This window comes from Rhodanobacter denitrificans (assembly GCF_003335105.1).
Lineage (GTDB): Bacteria > Pseudomonadota > Gammaproteobacteria > Xanthomonadales > Rhodanobacteraceae > Rhodanobacter > Rhodanobacter denitrificans_A.
The window spans coordinates 529,936-546,579 of sequence record NZ_QFWQ01000003.1 but is presented as its reverse complement, the minus strand read 5'-3'; the positions used below and the strand labels follow the sequence as shown (position 1 = coordinate 546,579).

General features: G+C 67.0%; 18 protein-coding genes. 11 read left to right on the top strand and 7 right to left on the bottom strand.

Annotated elements, in window-relative coordinates; all coding sequences use genetic code 11:
* Positions 1-39: 39 nt before the first annotated feature.
* The 4 genes from DEO45_RS04825 to asnS form a co-directional block, all read right to left on the bottom strand.
* Positions 40-831 (bottom strand): SDR family oxidoreductase, encoded by a 792-nt coding sequence (locus tag DEO45_RS04825; protein ID WP_114341146.1) that lies wholly within the window; start codon positions 829-831, stop codon positions 40-42.
* A 301-nt stretch (positions 832-1,132) separates the two neighbouring features.
* Complete coding sequence (locus DEO45_RS04820) at positions 1,133-1,447, bottom strand: hypothetical protein (RefSeq protein WP_114341145.1); 315 nt, start codon at positions 1,445-1,447, stop codon at positions 1,133-1,135.
* The gene (locus tag DEO45_RS04815) at positions 1,444-2,265 is read right to left on the bottom strand and encodes a MalM family protein (protein WP_114341144.1); all 822 of its coding nucleotides are present in this window, start codon (positions 2,263-2,265) and stop codon (positions 1,444-1,446) included. The genes DEO45_RS04820 and DEO45_RS04815 overlap by 4 nt, the downstream gene beginning before the upstream one ends.
* 14 nt (positions 2,266-2,279) lie before the next feature.
* Complete coding sequence (gene asnS, locus DEO45_RS04810; RefSeq protein ID WP_114341326.1) at positions 2,280-3,680, bottom strand: asparagine--tRNA ligase; 1,401 nt, start codon at positions 3,678-3,680, stop codon at positions 2,280-2,282.
* 155 nt (positions 3,681-3,835) lie between these two features.
* Here asnS and DEO45_RS04805 point away from each other — a divergent pair, with 155 nt between their 5' ends.
* The 6 genes from DEO45_RS04805 to radA all read left to right on the top strand — a co-directional run bounded on the left by DEO45_RS04805 (position 3,836) and on the right by radA (position 8,725).
* Complete coding sequence (locus DEO45_RS04805; protein ID WP_114341143.1) at positions 3,836-4,162, top strand: HesB/IscA family protein; 327 nt, start codon at positions 3,836-3,838, stop codon at positions 4,160-4,162.
* A gap of 176 nt (positions 4,163-4,338) precedes the next feature.
* Positions 4,339-4,767: a 30S ribosomal protein S6 gene (gene rpsF, locus DEO45_RS04800; RefSeq protein ID WP_114341142.1), complete on the top strand. Its 429-nt coding sequence runs from the start codon at positions 4,339-4,341 to the stop codon at positions 4,765-4,767.
* A 14-nt stretch (positions 4,768-4,781) separates the two neighbouring features.
* The gene (gene rpsR / locus DEO45_RS04795; RefSeq protein ID WP_007081973.1) at positions 4,782-5,012 is read left to right on the top strand and encodes a 30S ribosomal protein S18; all 231 of its coding nucleotides are present in this window, start codon (positions 4,782-4,784) and stop codon (positions 5,010-5,012) included.
* Positions 5,013-5,143: 131 nt separating this feature from the next.
* Positions 5,144-5,593 (top strand): 50S ribosomal protein L9, encoded by a 450-nt coding sequence (rplI, locus tag DEO45_RS04790; RefSeq protein ID WP_114341141.1) that lies wholly within the window; start codon positions 5,144-5,146, stop codon positions 5,591-5,593.
* Between the two features lie 235 nt (positions 5,594-5,828).
* Positions 5,829-7,223 carry a replicative DNA helicase gene (locus DEO45_RS04785; RefSeq protein ID WP_114341140.1) on the top strand — a complete coding sequence of 465 codons (1,395 nt, stop codon included), beginning with the start codon at positions 5,829-5,831 and terminating at the stop codon, positions 7,221-7,223.
* A gap of 116 nt (positions 7,224-7,339) precedes the next feature.
* The gene (radA, locus tag DEO45_RS04780) at positions 7,340-8,725 is read left to right on the top strand and encodes a DNA repair protein RadA (protein ID WP_114341139.1); all 1,386 of its coding nucleotides are present in this window, start codon (positions 7,340-7,342) and stop codon (positions 8,723-8,725) included.
* 32 nt (positions 8,726-8,757) lie between these two features.
* Here radA and DEO45_RS04775 read toward each other — a convergent pair whose 3' ends face one another.
* Positions 8,758-9,558 (bottom strand): cytochrome C assembly family protein, encoded by an 801-nt coding sequence (locus tag DEO45_RS04775; RefSeq protein ID WP_114341138.1) that lies wholly within the window; start codon positions 9,556-9,558, stop codon positions 8,758-8,760.
* Positions 9,559-9,654: 96 nt separating this feature from the next.
* On the opposite strand from DEO45_RS04775, the gene ffh reads away from it, so the two are divergent.
* The 5 genes from ffh to rplS all read left to right on the top strand — a co-directional run bounded on the left by ffh (position 9,655) and on the right by rplS (position 13,249).
* The gene (ffh, locus tag DEO45_RS04770) at positions 9,655-11,028 is read left to right on the top strand and encodes a signal recognition particle protein (RefSeq protein WP_114341137.1); all 1,374 of its coding nucleotides are present in this window, start codon (positions 9,655-9,657) and stop codon (positions 11,026-11,028) included.
* 193 nt (positions 11,029-11,221) lie between these two features.
* Positions 11,222-11,476 (top strand): 30S ribosomal protein S16, encoded by a 255-nt coding sequence (rpsP, locus tag DEO45_RS04765; protein ID WP_108472511.1) that lies wholly within the window; start codon positions 11,222-11,224, stop codon positions 11,474-11,476.
* A 2-nt stretch (positions 11,477-11,478) separates the two neighbouring features.
* A complete protein-coding gene (gene rimM, locus DEO45_RS04760) occupies positions 11,479-11,994 on the top strand; it encodes a ribosome maturation factor RimM (RefSeq protein WP_114341136.1) in 516 nt (171 codons plus the stop codon).
* Between the two features lie 34 nt (positions 11,995-12,028).
* The gene (trmD, locus tag DEO45_RS04755) at positions 12,029-12,802 is read left to right on the top strand and encodes a tRNA (guanosine(37)-N1)-methyltransferase TrmD (protein ID WP_114341135.1); all 774 of its coding nucleotides are present in this window, start codon (positions 12,029-12,031) and stop codon (positions 12,800-12,802) included.
* Positions 12,803-12,847: 45 nt separating this feature from the next.
* Complete coding sequence (rplS, locus tag DEO45_RS04750; protein WP_114341134.1) at positions 12,848-13,249, top strand: 50S ribosomal protein L19; 402 nt, start codon at positions 12,848-12,850, stop codon at positions 13,247-13,249.
* Between the two features lie 99 nt (positions 13,250-13,348).
* Here the strand turns inward: rplS and DEO45_RS04745 are convergent, their stop codons facing one another.
* Both DEO45_RS04745 and epmB read right to left on the bottom strand, forming a co-directional pair.
* Positions 13,349-15,391 carry an EAL domain-containing response regulator gene (locus DEO45_RS04745; protein WP_114341133.1) on the bottom strand — a complete coding sequence of 681 codons (2,043 nt, stop codon included), beginning with the start codon at positions 15,389-15,391 and terminating at the stop codon, positions 13,349-13,351.
* Between the two features lie 134 nt (positions 15,392-15,525).
* On the bottom strand, positions 15,526-16,548 hold the full coding sequence (gene epmB / locus DEO45_RS04740; protein ID WP_114341132.1) for an EF-P beta-lysylation protein EpmB: 1,023 nt from the start codon (positions 16,546-16,548) through the stop codon (positions 15,526-15,528).
* Positions 16,549-16,644: the final 96 nt, after the last annotated feature.

The window sequence follows — 16,644 nt, the reverse complement described above, 5'->3', positions numbered from 1 at the left end:
CGCCGGCGTATGCGTGGGCGGCAGTGCGGGACGATCGGTTCAGCTCAAGGCGCGGGTGCGGCCGCCATCCACTGCGATGCTGACGCCGTTGACATAGGCGGCGGCGGGCGTGCACAGGAACGCAATCACCGCGGCCACTTCACCGGCTTCGCCGAAGCGGCGGGCCGGCACCGAGGCGAGCATGGCCTGGGCGATCGCGTCCTCGTTGCGCCCGCTGGCGGCCGCCTGTGCGGCGAGCAAGCCGTCGAGGCGCTGGGTGCGGGTGTAGCCGGGCAGCACGTTGTTGACCGTGATGCCGTCGGCGGCCAGTTCGGCGGACAGGGTCTTGGCCCAGCCGGCCACCGCGGCACGCACCGTGTTGGACACACCCAGCCCGGCGATCGGTTCCTTCACCGAGGTGGAGATCACGTTGACGAGGCGCCCGTAACCGCTGGTGCGCATGCCCGGCAGTACGGCCTGCAGCAGTATCTGGCCGGCCAGCAGGTGCTGACGGAAGGCGGTTTCGTACGCGTCCGGTTCCGCGCTGTACGCGGGGCCGCCCGGCGGGCCGCCGGTATTGTTGATCAGGATGTGTACTGCAGCATTGGCGGCGATCTCGGCCGCGATTGCCTGCAGGCGGGCGGTGTCCAGCATGTCGACGCTGCGCCAGTCGTGCCGCTGCGCGACATGGGTTCGCGGCAGGCTTTCGGCGACGGCCTCGAGCGTGTCGCTCGAACGCGCCAGCAGGGTGACGCTGGCGCCAAGCCCGGCCAGTTCGATCGCGCTGGCGCGGCCGATGCCTTGCGAGGCGCCGCAGACCAGCGCGTGGCGACCTGTCAGATCCAGTTGCATGGTCACATCTCCCGGCTGCTCAATGCTTGTGAAGAAAACCACCTCCTGTGGTTTTCTTCCATCGCGGGTCCGGCATATATATGCATGCCGTCCATGCCATGCACCCTGCGGGCCAGCCTGCGGCCGTTCAAATCCGTTCCTGACGGATTTGTCCGGACTCGCTCACGCGAATCGGGCACTTGCGTGCCCGATTCGCGTCCGGCCATCGGGCAACCGCTCCTGCGTTGCCTCCACTCGGGTATCCATGCCCTCGCCATGCCGTCGCCATGACTGGGCTTCGAGGTTGAATAGTCACAGCCTCTCAGCGCAGCCACAGGCGCATCGCCAGCGCACCGAGCCAGCATAGCCAGCCCAGCCACTGGCTGTAGCGCCATATGCCACGCCAGCGATCGATGGCCGCGTCGTCCAGGGCTGGCAGCGCCGGCGAGCGCAGCACCTGTTGCATGCGGGCCCAGATGCGGAAACCCGAGAGCCCGCCGTGCTCCGGCGGAGCAATGATCTGCCAGTGTTCCGGGTAGCGCCGGCGCAGCAGTGCGGCGACCCGGAACGGCGCGACGTACGACAGCACGAACAGGCCGACACCGCTCGCCAGCAGGGCGAGATAGAGGGCGATCATGGCGAGCTGTGATGGTTGGGTTTGCCGTTGTCGCCGCTCCAAGGCAGCGGCAGGGCGGTGCGCAGGGTGTTCAGCAGGCCATCGCCCTTGGCGGCTTTCTTGCAGATCGCGTTGGCAAGAGCATTTCCGTAGGTCTTGTTCATCTTGCCGACCCACAACGTGCCATCGGGGCCATGCGGGATGCTGAAGCTGCCCGCGGAGTTCATCTGCAGCGACGCCGCGCTGGAGGTGGAGATCGAAGCGGGCGACTGTTCCCAGTAGGTCTTGCCCGCCTGCTGTTCGGCCGAGCTGTAGACCAGCAGGTAGCGCGCCTGCTTGTTGTCGATCTTGAAGCTGCCGAACGCGCCGGAACTCTCGTCGCTCCAGCCCATGTGCTCGCACAGGCCGATGTCCTCGGAACGGATCGGCTGGAAGCCTTCGTCCAGCAGCACGATGGTGGGCGCGAACAGGTAGCTGGCGTGCAGCCAGCGCCCGCTGAGTTCCGACTTCACGGCAATGTCGTACGGCAGTTTCGCGTCGGTCGGCAGGCGGAAGGCGAGGAAGTAGCTTTGCGTGCCGTTGAGGTTCGCCACCATGCTGCCGCTGCCCAGCACGAACTTCTGCGGCTGCCACGGCAGCATGCTGCGATAGGAGAAGTCGGCGAAGCTGCTGCAGCATGGCGAGGCCTGCATCAACTGCAGCCGGGCCAGTTTCAGCGCGTCGCCGGTGTTCTCCGAGGGCGGCCGCAGGTTTGGCGGCAGCAACGCCTTGGCACTGTGGCAGCCGCCCAGCAGGACGGCCAGGGCAAGGGCGGCGATGGTGGCGGGGAGTCTGGGCATGGCGGGTGGGTTGCTCAGAATTCGGCCGTTCCGGCGGCACGGGGGTAGGGAATGGCGTCGCGGATGTTGGACAGGCCGCAGATGTAGACCAGCAGGCGCTCGAAGCCGAGGCCGAAGCCGGCGTGCGGCACCGAGCCATAACGGCGCAGGTCACGGTACCAGCCATAGGCCGCGGGATCGAGGCCGAACTGGATCATGCGGCGGTCCAGATAGTCCAGCCGCTCCTCGCGCTGGCTGCCGCCGATGATCTCGCCGATGCCCGGGGCCAGGACATCCATCGCCGCCACGGTCTTCTCGTCGTCATTCAAGCGCATGTAGAACGCCTTGATCGCCTCGGGGTAGTTCATTACGACCACCGGACGGCCGATATGTTTCTCGGCGAGGTAGCGTTCGTGTTCGGTCTGCAGGTCGATGCCCCAGGCCACCGGGTACTCGAACTTCTGGCCCGACTTCTGCAGGATCGCGATGGCGTCGGTGTAGTCGATGCGCTCGAACGGCTTGGCGATGAATGCCTCCATCCGGGTGATGGCATCGCTCTGCACGCGTTCGGCGAAGAACGCCATGTCGTCCGGGCGCTCCTCCAGCACGGCCTTGAAGATCGCCTTGAGGAACGCCTCGGCGCAGTCCGCGTCGGCGGCGAGGTCGGCGAAGGCGATCTCCGGCTCGACCATCCAGAACTCGGCCAGGTGGCGCGGCGTGTTGGAGTTCTCGGCGCGGAAGGTGGGGCCGAACGTGTAGACCTTGCTCATCGCCAGGCAATACGCCTCGACGTTGAGCTGGCCGGACACGGTGAGGAACGCCTCGCGGCCGAAGAAATCCTTGCGGAAGTCGATCTTGCCGTCGGGCAGGCGCGGCAGGTTGGCCAGGTCCAGCGTGGACAGGCGAAACATGTCGCCGGCACCCTCGGCGTCGGAGGTGGTGATGATCGGCGTGTTGATCCAGAAGAAGCCCTGCTCGGTGAGATGGCGGTGGATCGCCGTCATCATGGTGTGGCGCACCCGGGTCACCGCGCCGAACAGGTTGGTACGCGGGCGCAGGTGGGCGACTTCGCGCAGGAACTCCATCGAGTGCTGCTTGGGCTGGATCGGGTAGGTTTCCGGATCGTCGACGAAGCCGGTGACGGTTACCTCGCTGGCCTGGATCTCGAAGGCCTGGCCCTTGCCCTGCGACGGCACCAGCGTGCCGCTGACGATGACGCCGGCGCCGGCGGTGAGGTGCTTCACCTCGCTCTCGTAGTTGTCCAGGGTGGCCGGCACCACCGCCTGGATCGGGTCGAAGCAGGAGCCGTCGGTGACGCTGACGAAAGACAACCCGGCCTTGGAATCGCGGCGGGTACGCACCCACCCGCGCACAGTCACCGAGCTGCCGGCGTCGAACTTGCCGGAAAGAGCCTGCTTCACACTGACCACGGCCATCGGTTGAAACTCCTGCTGAAGCGCCGCATGTCGGCGCGCAATGATGATGAACGGCGCATGCGCGGCAGCACGCAGGGCCAAACCGGCATGATAATGTAGCCGTTGCCCGCGTCGCGACCTTTCCGGGCACCCGTCACGCGCTGGATCCGATAGCCATGAGCATCACCATCACCCCCGCCGCCAACGAACGCATGCGCCACTTCCTGGCCGGCGCACCGGCCTCGGCCGGCGTGCGTTTCGGGGTCCGGCGCAGCGGCTGTTCCGGCTTCGCCTATGTGGTCGGCCTGGCCAACGCGGTCGGCGAGGGCGAGCGGCTGGTCGAGGTGGACGGGCTGCCGCTGATCGTCGACGACAAGAGCCTCGCCCTGGTCGACGGCACGGTGATCGACTTCCAGCGGCAGGGCCTCAACGCCAGCTTCGTGTTCCACAACCCGAACGCGACCGGCGAGTGCGGCTGCGGCGAGAGCTTCACGGTCGGCTGAGGGCGACACGCGGCCCGGTTTCCGGCGGAGCGCCCGGCGCTTGCGCCCAACTCCCCGTCCCGCATACAATTCCGCTTCTGTCCACGCCCCAACAGGCGTCGGCAGGACACTTGCCTCACCGCACCGGCGGGAGGCTGCGAGGCCGCAAGGCCGCATCCACAAGGAGTCAAACCACAATGACCCTGCGTCATTACGAAGTCGTGTTCATGGTCCATCCGGACCAGAGCGAGCAGGTTCCGGCGATGATCGAGCGCTACAAGGCGCTGATCGAGACCGACGGCGGCAAGATCCATCGCCTGGAAGACTGGGGTCGCCGCCAGCTGGCCTACCCGATCGTCAACCTGGCCAAGGCGCACTACGTGCTGCTCAACATCGAAGTGAGCCAGAACGCTCTGAACGAGCTGGAGTCGGGTTTCCGCTTCAACGACGCCGTGCTGCGTCACCTGGTGATCCGTCGCGACGAGGCCGATACCGAGCCGTCCTTCATCCTGAAGTCGAAGGAAAAGGATGACGCCAAGTCCACCCGTCGTCGCGACGACGAGGGCGACGGCGAAGGCCGCGGCCGCGGCGACGACCGCGACAACGATCGCGACAGCGACGACTGATCAGGAGCACAGACATGTCCAAGTTTTTCCGCCGCCGCAAGTTCTGCCGCTTCACTGCCGAGGACGTGAAGGAGATCGACTACAAGGATCTCAACACCCTGCGCCAGTACGTCACCGAGAACGGCAAGATCGTGCCGAGCCGCATCACCGGCACCAAGGCCCGCTACCAGCGTCAGTTGGCCACCGCGATCAAGCGCGCGCGCTTCCTCTCGCTGCTGCCGTACACCGACAACCACGACGTCTGATCCAAGGCCGGGAACAGGGAGCCGCGGGAGCGTTCGACTCCGGCGGTTCCCGATCCGCCGGCTCCCTGTCCTTCGGACAACCGCCCCTGGCTGCGTCGGGCTCCGCCGGCGCTAACGAATAGGAATACATCATGGAACTCATCCTCCTGCAGAAAGTCCGCAACCTCGGCAACCTTGGCGACAAGGTCACCGTGAAGCCGGGCTACGGCCGCAACTACCTGTTGCCGCAGGGCAAGGCCGTGCGCGTCAATGCCGCCAACCTGGCCGCGTTCGAACAGCGTCGCGCCGAATACGAAGCCAAGGCCAACACCCTGCTGTCCGACGCCGAGGCCCGCAAGGTCCGCCTGGCCGAGGTGTCGGTGACGATCGCCGCACACGCCAGCGCCGAAGGCAAGCTGTTCGGCTCCGTCGGCCCGCGCGACATCGCCGAGGCGCTGGTCGCCGCCGGTCACGAAGTGCACAAGAACGAAGTGATCCTGGGCGAAGGCCCGCTGCGCAACGTCGGCGAGTACGACGTGGTGGTGAGCCTGCACGCCGACGTGCAGACCACGGTCAAGGTGGTCGTGGTCGGCGACAAGTAAGTCGTCCGCCATCGTTGATGCGACGAACGGGCGCCGCGAGGCGCCTGTTTGTTTTTCGGGGTTCGGGATCCGCCGTGGCGGATGGCCGTGTTATCCCCAGCAATCCCCAGCTTGTCCACAGACTTGTTGTCTCGACGGGTGAGACATCGCCGCGCATGATGCTGCAGGTGCAAGCGCCCGCGGGATGTCGGCACATGGCGTGCCGGTTGTCGGGTCATTCTGCAGAGGTAAATCGATGTCCTTCGTGCCCGAACGCAAGTCCATCTCGCCCGCCATCGAGGCACTCCGCGTGCCGCCGCACTCGATCGACGCCGAACAGGCGGTGCTGGGCGGCCTGATGCTGGCGCCCGATGCGCTGGACAAGGTGGCCGACCGGCTCGCCGAGGACGACTTCTACCGCAAGGACCACCGGCTGATCTGGCGGGCGATCAACGAACTGGCGAACAAGGGCATGCCGTGCGACGCGGTGACCCTGGGCGACTGGTTCGAGAGCAACGGCATGGCCGAGATGGTCGGCGGCGCCGGCTACCTGATCGAGCTGGCCAACAGCACGCCCAGCGCGGCCAATATCGCCGCGTACGCCGAGATCGTGCGCGAGAAATCGGTGCTGCGCCAGCTGATCGACGCCGGCACCTCGATCACCGAGGACGGCTACCGGCCCGAGGGCAAGAGCGTGCACGAGGTGCTGGAAAGTGCCGAGCAGCGCGTGTTCCACATCGCCGAATCCGGTGCGCGCGGCAAGAAGGATTCCGTCTCGATGCGCGAGGCGGTGAAGGACGCGTTCCGCCTGCTCACCGAGCGCTACGAGAACCGCGGCCAGCTCACCGGCGTCAGCACCGGTTTCACCGACCTGGATGCGCTCACCTCCGGCTTGCAGCCGTCGGACCTGATCATCGTGGCGGCGCGCCCGTCGATGGGCAAGACCGCCTTCGCGCTGAACATCGCCGAGGCTGCCGCGCTGGGCGGCAAGAAGGCGGTGGTGGTGTTCTCGATGGAAATGTCCTCCTCGCAGCTGGCGTTCCGCCTGATCTCCTCGGTCGGCCGCATCCACCAGCAGCACCTGCGCAACGGCACCCTCGAAGAAGAGGACTGGCCGCGCGTCTCCAACGCCATCGCGCTGTTGTCCGACGCGAAGATCTTCATCGACGACACCCCCAGCCTGTCGCCGGTGGAACTGCGTTCGCGCGCACGCCGGTTGCACCGCGAGCATGGCGGGCTGGGCCTGATCGTGATCGATTATCTGCAGCTGATGCAGGTGCCCGGCAACAAGGAAAACCGCGCCACCGAGATTTCAGAAATCTCGCGTTCGCTGAAGGGGCTGGCGAAGGAACTGAACGTGCCGGTGATCGCCCTGTCGCAGCTCAACCGCTCGCTGGAACAGCGCGCCGACAAGCGCCCGATGATGTCCGACCTGCGCGAGTCCGGCGCGATCGAGCAGGACGCCGACGTGATCATGTTCATCTACCGCGACGAGTACTACAACAAGGAATCGCCCGACAAGGGCGTCGCCGAGATCATCATCGGCAAGCAGCGCAACGGACCCACCGATACCTGCAAGCTCACCTTCCTCGGCCACTACACCCAGTTCGTCAACTACGCATCGGATTCGTTCGTCGGGTCGTTCGACTGATCGCCGGAAGCCGCGGCAGCGGCGAAGGCTGACAACTTCCTGCGTCGAGGCGTCTCGCCGCCTGCGATGATCGCGGGCTAAGCTCGCTTTCTCCACGTATCCAGCCGGGAACCCGCATGGCCAAGGCCAAGACCGCCTATGTCTGCACCGATTGCGGTGCCGAGCATCCGAAGTGGCAGGGCTCATGCGCCGAGTGCGGCGCATGGAACACGCTCAGCGAGATCGTGCTGGCGCCGGCTTCGGCGACGAAGCCGTCGGTGGGCGCGCAGCGTTCCAGTTACGCCGGCGCCGCCGCGGGCGCACCGCGCATCACGCCGCTGACCGCGGTGGCGATGACCACCGAGGCGCGCACGCTGACCGGCATCGGCGAGCTGGACCGCGTGCTCGGCGGCGGCCTGGTCGAGGGCTCGGTGGTGCTGATCGGCGGCGACCCCGGCATCGGCAAATCGACCCTGCTGCTGCAGATGCTGGGCACGCTGGGCGGGCAGCTGTCCAGCGTCTATGTCACCGGCGAGGAGTCGCTGGCGCAGGTGGCTGCGCGCGCGCAGCGGCTCGGCTTGCCGTTGGAGCCGCTGCAGGCGCTGGCCGAGACCTGCATCGAGCGGGTCCTCGAGCAGGCGGCAGCGGGCCGGCCACGGGTACTGGTGATCGACTCGATCCAGACCATCTGGACCGAACTGCTCACCGCCGCGCCGGGTTCGGTGTCGCAGGTGCGCGAGTCGGCGGCCAAGCTGACGCGCTTTGCCAAGGAGACCGGTACCTCGGTGTTCCTGGTCGGCCACGTCACCAAGGAAGGCGGCATCGCCGGTCCGCGCGTGCTCGAGCACATGGTCGACGCGGTGCTCTACTTCGAGGGCGAATCCGGCAGCCGCTTCCGCGTGCTGCGTGCGTTCAAGAACCGCTTCGGCGCGGTCAACGAGCTGGGCGTGTTCGCGATGTCGGACAAGGGCCTGCGCGAAGTGCCGAACCCCTCGGCGATCTTCCTGTCCACGCACGCGGGGCCGACTTCGGGCAGTGCGGTGATGGTCACCCGCGAAGGCACCCGGCCGCTGCTGGTCGAGGTGCAGGCGCTGGTCGACCAGTCCTCGCTGGGCAACCCGCGCCGGGTCACCCTGGGCCTGGAGCAGAACCGCCTGGCGATGCTGCTGGCGGTGCTGCACCGGCACGGCGGCGTGGCGGCGTACGACCAGGACGTGTTCGTCAACGTGGTCGGCGGCATCCGCGTGCAGGAGACGGCCGCCGACCTGCCGGTGCTGCTGGCGGTGCTGTCGTCGCTGCGCGATCGGCCGCTGCCGGAGCACACCATCGCCTTCGGCGAAGTCGGCCTGTCCGGCGAGATCCGGCCGGTGCCGAACGGTGAGGAGCGCCTGAAGGAGGCCGCCCACCACGGTTTCCGCCGCGCCATCGTGCCGAAGGCGAACGCGCCCAAAAAGGGGCGCGTGGGCGAGATGGAAGTGGTCGGGGTGGAGCGGCTGGGCGAGGCGATCGATGCCTGCCGCTGAACGGCCTGCCGGCTGACGGCCGGCGCGCATGCTCAGGGCAACGTGCGGTGGAGGATCAGCTCCAGCACGAATTTCGAGCCGAAGAACGCCAGTACCAGCACCGCCATGCCGATCAGGGTGAGATTGACCGCGCGGGTGCCCCGCCAGCCGTGCCGCCAGCGGCCGTACAGCAGCACGCCGAACACCAGCCAGGCCACGATCGACAGCACGGTCTTGTGCGCCAGGTGCTGACCGAACAGGTTGTCGACGAACAGCACGCCGGTCAGCAGGGTCAGCGTGAGCAGCACGAAACCGGCGCTGATCAAGCGGAACAGCAGGGTTTCGGTCAGGGTCAGCGGAGGCAGCGCACGCAGCCAGCGGCCGAACTGGCGATGGCGCAGCGCACGCTCCTGGAACGCCAGCAGGATCGCCAGCGCGGCGGCGATCGACAGCACGCCGAACGCGAGCAGGGCCACCGTCACGTGCAGCTTGATCTGCCAGTCCATCGGTTGTGGCAGGGTGGGCGGCGCCAGGAAGCTGTCCACCGCGAGGAGCGCGGCAGTCAGCGGGAACACGATCACGCCGAGTGCGGCGACCGGACGCGAAGCGTTCACCAGCAGGGTCAGCGCCGAGACGACGAATGCGACCAGCGAGAGCGCCGCGAAGAAGTGCAGATCCAGTGCGCCCCGATGCATGCCAAACAGGATGCCGGCATGGATCAGCACGGCGCTGCCGGCCAGCGCCAATGCCAGCCGGTTCAGCGGTTGGCCGCCGCTCAGCAGCGGGCGCGCCAGCCCGGCGGCGGCGGCGAGATAGAGCGCGATGGCGAACAGGGCCAGCACATGGAGGGTCATAGCCGCGCAGTGTCGCACAGGGTCGTGCCGGCATGCATGCGGAGCGGGGCGATCCGTCCGCTATAATCGGATGCTTTCCCGTGTGCCGGTCCCGCCATGTTCGAGTCGCTCAGCCAACGCCTTTCCACCACCGTCAATCGCCTGCGCGGTCGCGGCCGGCTGACCGAGGAGAACATCCGCGAAGCCCTGCGCGAGGTACGCATCGCACTGCTGGAGGCGGACGTCGCGCTGCCGGTGGTGCAGGCGCTGATCCAGCGGATCAAGGTACGCGCGGTCGGCCAGGACGTGATCAAGAGCTTGTCGCCGGGTCAGGCGCTGGTGAAGGTGGTTAGCGACGAGCTGACCGTGGTGATGGGCACCGCCAACACCGAACTGAACCTGGCCCAGCAGCCGCCGGCAGTGGTGCTGATGGCCGGCCTGCAGGGCGCCGGCAAGACCACCACGGTGGCCAAGCTGGCGCGCCTGTTGACCGAGCGCAAGAAGAAAAAGGTGATGGTGGTCAGCTGCGACGTCTACCGTCCGGCCGCGATCGAGCAGCTGCGCACGCTGGCCGAGCAGGTCGGGGTGAAGTTCTTCCCGTCGGCCGCGGGTCAGGACCCGGTGCAGATCGCGAAGGACGCCATCGCCGCCGCACGCCGCGAGGTGGTCGACGTGCTGCTGGTCGACACCGCCGGCCGCCTGCATGTGGACGAGGCGATGATGGCCGAGATCAAGGCGCTGCACGCCGCGATCACGCCGATCGAAACCCTGTTCGTGGTCGACTCGATGACCGGCCAGGACGCCGCCAACACGGCCAAGGCGTTCAACGAGGCGCTGCCGCTGACCGGCGTGATCCTGACCAAGACCGACGGCGACGCCCGCGGCGGCGCGGCGCTGTCGGTGCGCTACGTCACCGGCAAGCCGATCAAGTTCCTCGGCGCCGGCGAGAAGAGCGACGCGCTGGAGCCGTTCCATCCCGACCGCCTGGCCCAGCGCATCCTCGGCATGGGCGACGTGCTGTCGCTGGTCGAGGAGGTCGAGCGCAAGGTCGACCAGGACAAGGCGCAGAAGCTGGCCCAGAAGGTGATGAAGGGCAAGCGCTTCGACCTGAACGACATGAAGGACCAGCTGGAGCAGATGGGCAACATGGGCGGGCTGGCCGGCCTGATGGACAAGCTGCCTGGCGTGTCCAGCCTGCCGGACAGCGTGAAATCCAAGGTCAACGACGGCGAAATGAAGCGGATGATCGCGATCATCAGCTCGATGACCAAGAAGGAACGCCGCCACCCGGATCTGCTGAACGGCTCGCGCCGCGCCCGCGTGGCGCGCGGTTCGGGTACCCAGCCGGCCGATGTCAACCGCCTGCTGAAGCAGTACATGCAGATGGAAAAGATGATGTCCAAGCTGTCCAAGGGCGGCAGCAAAGGCCTGTTGCGGCAGATGCGCGGTGCCATGAAGGGCATGGGCGGCGGACTGCCGCCGATGCGCTGAGGAGCGAGGAATGAGTGGGGAGGAGTGAAAAACTTAGAGCAGAGCGCCGAAGCCGGCTTTCTCTCTTTTCTCTCCTCCCCACTCACTCCGGCTCCCAAGTCTTCCCTTTTCCCCAAAAACCGTTAAAATGCCGCGTTTACCGCGCACGGCTCTCGTGTGCCTGCCGCCGGTTCGGCAATTCTGGAGTTTTACCATGGTCAAGATTCGTCTTTCGCGCGGTGGCGCCAAGGGCCGTCCGTTCTACCACGTCGTCGTGACCGACCAGCGCAACAAGCGCGACGGCCGCAACATCGAGAACGTGGGCTTCTACAACCCGGTCGCATCGGGCAAGGACAAGCGCCTTGAACTGAACGTGGCGCGCGTGCAGGAGTGGGTCGGCAAGGGTGCCCAGCTGACCGACAAGGTCGCCGCCCTGGTCAAGGAAGCCGGCAAGCAGCAGGCTGCCTGAGTATGACTGCAGCCGGTCGGCGCGTCCTGATCGGGCGCATCGTCGGGCTGTATGGCGTGCAGGGCTGGCTCAAGATCGAATCCTGGGCCGAGCCGCGCATGCGGATCTTCGACTACCAGCCGTGGCTGCTCGGTGCAGCGCCCGGCACGGAGACGCAGGTCAGCGGAGTGAAGGGTCGCACGCAGGGCAAGGGCATGGTGGCCCATCTGCCCGGAGTGGACGACCGGGAACAGGCAGCGGCGCTGGTCGGTACCGACATCCATGTCGCCCGCGAACAGCTGCCGTCTCCTGCGGAAGGCGAGTATTACTGGGTCGATCTCGAGGGACTGGAGGTCGTCACCACGGAAGAGGTGAAGCTGGGGCGGGTCAGTCACCTGTTCGCCACCGGCGCCAATGACGTGGTGGTGGTGAGGGACGGCGAGCGCGAGCGGCTGATTCCCTTCGTCCAGGGTTCGTATGTGCGTTCGGTGGATCTGTCCGCAGGGCGCATGGTGGTGGATTGGGATCCTGAATTCTGACGTCGCCGGGTCGCGGGCCCAAGGGTCAAGGATCATGCGCATCGATGTCGTCAGCCTGTTTCCCGACTTCGTGCGCCAGTGCGCCGCCGTCGGTGTAGTGGGACGCGCGCAGCAGCGCGAGTTGCTGCAGGTGGAAACCTGGAACCCGCGCGACTACGCCACCGACAGGCACCGCAGCGTGGACAGCGGCGTGTATGGCGGCGGTCCGGGCATGGTGATGATGATCGAGCCGCTGCGCACGACCCTGGCGGCCATGCGTACGGCAGCACCGGAACCGGTGCATCTGGTTTATCTCAGCCCGCAGGGAGCGCGGCTGACGCAGGGCAGGGTGGAAGCGCTGGCGAGGTTGCCGCGCATCGCCTTGCTCTGCGGGCGTTACGAAGGTGTGGACGAGCGTCTGCTGGCGCACGAGGTCGACGAGGAGCTCTCCATCGGCGATTATGTGCTGTCCGGCGGCGAGTTGGCCGCCGCAGTGGTCATCGACGCGGTGGGGCGCTTGCAGGACGGCGCGTTGAACGACGCGCTGTCGGCCCAGCAGGATTCATTCTCGGATGGCCTGCTGGATTGTCCGCACTATGCGAAACCGGTGCACGATGCGCTGGGTTCCGTGCCGGAGGTGCTGCTGTCCGGCGACCATGCGGCCATCGCCCGCTGGCGCCTGAAGCAGTCGCTGGGGCGGACCTGGCTGCGACGGCCCGATCTGTTGTCACAGCGTGGACTGGATGCGGCATCCCGGGCCCTGCTGGAAGAATTCCGCCGTGAACATGCCTCGCGAGGGCAGGCACGGCAAGACGATGCGGCCGGGTGACGGTCGCAGCCATTGATATCGCAAACGTGAACCGACAGGTGCGCCATGAACAAGATCATTGAACAGTTCGAATCCGAGCAGATCACCCGCCAGCTGCCGGAATTCGGCCCCGGCGACACCGTGGTGGTCAACGTCAAGGTGAAGGAAGGCAACCGCGAGCGCGTGCAGGCGTTCGAGGGCATCGTCATCGCGAGGCGCAGCCGCGGCCTGCATTCGGCCTTCACCGTGCGCAAGATCTCCCACGGCACCGGCGTGGAGCGTGTGTTCCAGGCGCACAGCCCGGCCATCGACTCGGTGGAAGTGAAGCGCAAGGGCAAGGTGCGCGGCGCCAAGCTGTACTACCTGCGCAACCTGGAAGGCAAGGCCGCGCGCATCAAGGAAGACATCGCCGCCGCTGCTGCCGCCAAGGCGAGTGCCAAGGCCGCTGCTGCAGCTGCTGCCGAGTAATCCGCGCCGCGGTTGCCGCAACATGAAAAAACCCGCGGAGCGATCCGCGGGTTTTTTCGTGGACGGCATCGGTAGCAGCCGGTGCGGTTCGCCCTGTACCTATTCCAGCCGCTGCGGCTGCTGCAGGAAGTTGCCCTGCACGAAATCCACGCCGCAAGCGAACAACAGCGAGGTGCTGGTGGCGTCCTCGACCCACTCGGCGATGGTCAGGCGCTTCAGTTCGCGCGCCTGCTGGCAGATTTCGGTGATTTTCTTCTGGCTCTCCGGGTGTTGCGGCAGGTCGGCCATGTAGCTGCGGTCGATCTTCAGGTAGTCAGCGTCGACGTGGTTGAGCAGTTGGAACGAGTTGAGGCCCGAGCCGAACTGCTCCAGCGCGAAACGGCCACCGAGCTTTTTCCAGCCGTTGACGAACTCCTGCGCCGGGCGCAGCAGCGTCATCACCTTGCTTTCGGTCATTTCCAGCACCAGCTGGCCGCGCTTCAGCCGGGCCTGCCTGAGCCGCTCGCCCAGCCACACCAGCAACTGGTTGTCCTGCAGCGAGGCAGCGGTGAGCTTGATGAAGAAAGTGGTCTGCTGGCCCTGGCCCTCGCGCGCCTGCAGCGCCGTGATGGCCTGGTCGAGCACCCAGCGGTCGATCGCACCGGTGAGGCCGTGCTTCTCGGCGATTGGTATGAAGAAGCCCGGCAGCACCTCGCCCTGAGGGCCGTTCATGCGCAGCAGGAGCTCGGAATAGTCGCCTTCGGCGTCCTGCAGGCTGATGGTCTGCTGGTGGTAGAGCACCAGGCCTTCCCCGGTGAGCGCCTTGCGCAGCAGGTCCAGCCAATAACGCTCGCGTTCCTCGTCGGCCTTTTCGCGTGCGGCCGGGTCGTGCAGTTCGACCTGGCTGCCGCCCAGGCTTTGCGCCGTACGCAGAGCCTGGCTGGCCTGGTTGAGCAGCAGTTCGGTGTTCGCGTTCTTCTCGCCCAGCAGGCTGCCGCCGACGCTGGCGGTGACCGTGATCGAACGAGAACCAGCGTCGAAGATCTCGCTGCTGATGCTGTGTTGCAGCCGGGTGATCCATTCCTTGATCGCCTCGTCGGTGCGCGAATCCAGGATTACGCCCAACGTATGCTCGGCGAGCATGCCGGCGACGTCATCGGCGCCCAGCAGCATGCGGATGCGGTCGGCGAAGCCGGCCAGCAGTTCGTCGGCCTTGCCCAGGCCGATGCCGCCCACCAGCGCGGCCCAGTTGTCCGGCTCGACCAGCAGCAGCGACTGGCCCTTCTTGCCCTTGGCAGCGGCAGTCACGGCGTCGTCGATGCATTCCAGCATGCGGGCGCGGTTGAACAGCCCGGTTACCTGGTCGCGCTGCAGCCGTTCGAGCATGCCCGGATCGACCAGTTGGCGACGGAACACGATCTGCAGGCAGGGTTCGCCCTCGAACGTGGCCTGCGCGAACTCCACCGAGGCGTCGAACTGGCTGCCGTCGGCACGGCGCGCATGCAGGGTGAGCTGGGAGGGCAGCTTCTCCTGCCGCGCATGGCTCTTGAGCAGTGTCTTGAACTCCTCCGCATTGGCCGAGTCGATCATGTCCAGCACCGGCAAGCCGAGCAGGTCGTCGAAATCGTCGTAGCCGAACGTCTGCAGGTAGGCATGGTTGGCGCGCACGTGCATGCCCTCGTGCACGTAGGCGATCGCGTCGGTGGAGGAATCCAGCAGCGCGTCGCAGCGGCGCTCCGATTCGCGCAGGGCGGTTTCCAGCCGACGTACCTGGCGGCGCGTCTGCAGCGACTCGAACTCGCGCTGCAGCACCGCGATCAGCTGCTTCGGCTGGCTGCGCGAGGCGACGCCGCGGGCGCCGTGCACGAACAGGTCCGCCACGATCTGGTTGTCGATGTTGTTGACCAGGCCCATCAGCGCGTAGTCGCGACCGTAGGCATCGAGCACTTTGACCGCCTCCTCCAGGCTGATGCTGGTGATCGCCGGGTCGAACATCACCACGTCGGGTTCCAGCTCGTTCACCGCGATCTGCATCTGTTCGACGCTGGTGGCGCGGGCAGGCCGCACGGCGATACCGGTATTGCGCAGCAGGCTGATGATCTGCTCGGCCTCTTCCAGCGAGCTTTCGATGAAGAGGATCTTGATGACGTAGTCTTTTTTCATGGGGCGTGATGCTGTCCGTTGATCATCGCGAGCGGTGCAGGGCGGTTTCGTCGGTCAGTCGCGACCTGTTGTTTGTAGCGGATTCCGCCACCAGTCGCCAGCAAAAAACCGCGCAACGGTGATCGCTGCCCGGTTCACAGCGGGCGCTTGGAGGCGTCGCCGCCCACTTCGCGCACCAGCCGGGGCACGAGATACCCGGGCAGCCGCGCGCGCAGCGCCCCCACCAATGCCAGGGCGTGGCCGTCGGCGACCTCGAAATGCGCGGCGCCCTGCACGCGATCGAGCTGGTGCAGGTAGTACGGCAGCACGCCGGCGGCGAACAGCCGTTCGGACAGCGCGGCCAGCGCGTCGGCGTCGTCATTGACCCCGCGCAACAGCACGGACTGGTTGAGTACGGTGGCACCGGTCGCGCGCAGGCGCGCGCAGGCGGCATCGACGCTGGCGTCCAGTTCGTTGGCGTGGTTCGCGTGCAGCACCACCACCTTCTGCAGCGGCACGCTGGCCAGCCAGGCGACGAAGGCGTCGTCGATCCGCTCGGGCAGTACCACCGGCAGGCGGCTGTGGATGCGCAGGCGGGTGACGTGGGGCAACCCGGCCAAGCCACGGCCCAGTTCCTCCAGCTTGGCGGTGGCCAGCGCCAGCGGGTCGCCGCCGGACAGGATCAGCTCGCTGACCGAGTGGTCCTGTCGCAGGTATTCCAGTGCCTGCCGCCACTGGCCGGCGGCGGCCATTTCCTCGCCGTAGGGAAAATGCCGACGGAAGCAGTAGCGGCAGTTGATGGCGCAGCTGCCGCTGGCGATCAGCAGGGCGCGGCCCTGGTACTTGTGCAGCACGCCCTGCGCCTCGCGCGCGGCCAGGTCGCCCACCGCGTCAGTGACGAAACCCGGCACTTCATCCAGTTCGGCCAGCTGCGGCAGCACCTGCAGCAGCAGCGGATCGCGCGGGTCGCCCTGGCGCATGCGGGCGACGAAGCCGCGCGGCACGCGCAGCGGAAAGCCGGCATCCGCCGGCGGCAGCTGCCCGGCGAGGTGCGACAGCCCGAGCAGGGCCAGCAGTTCGCCGGCATCGGTGACGGCGTCGCGCCACAGCTGCCGCCAGTCGGCGCCGGCCGCCGTTGCGTCGGGTGTAATGCGTGCGCCGGGGCTTGCGGTTATCATGTATGGCCTTGTCTGGGCCGCCTGGCCCGTCAAACCGCTTATTTTAGCCGCCGGCAGCGGCGCGGGGGTCCGTTTCGGGCCCCTGAACATTGAAAT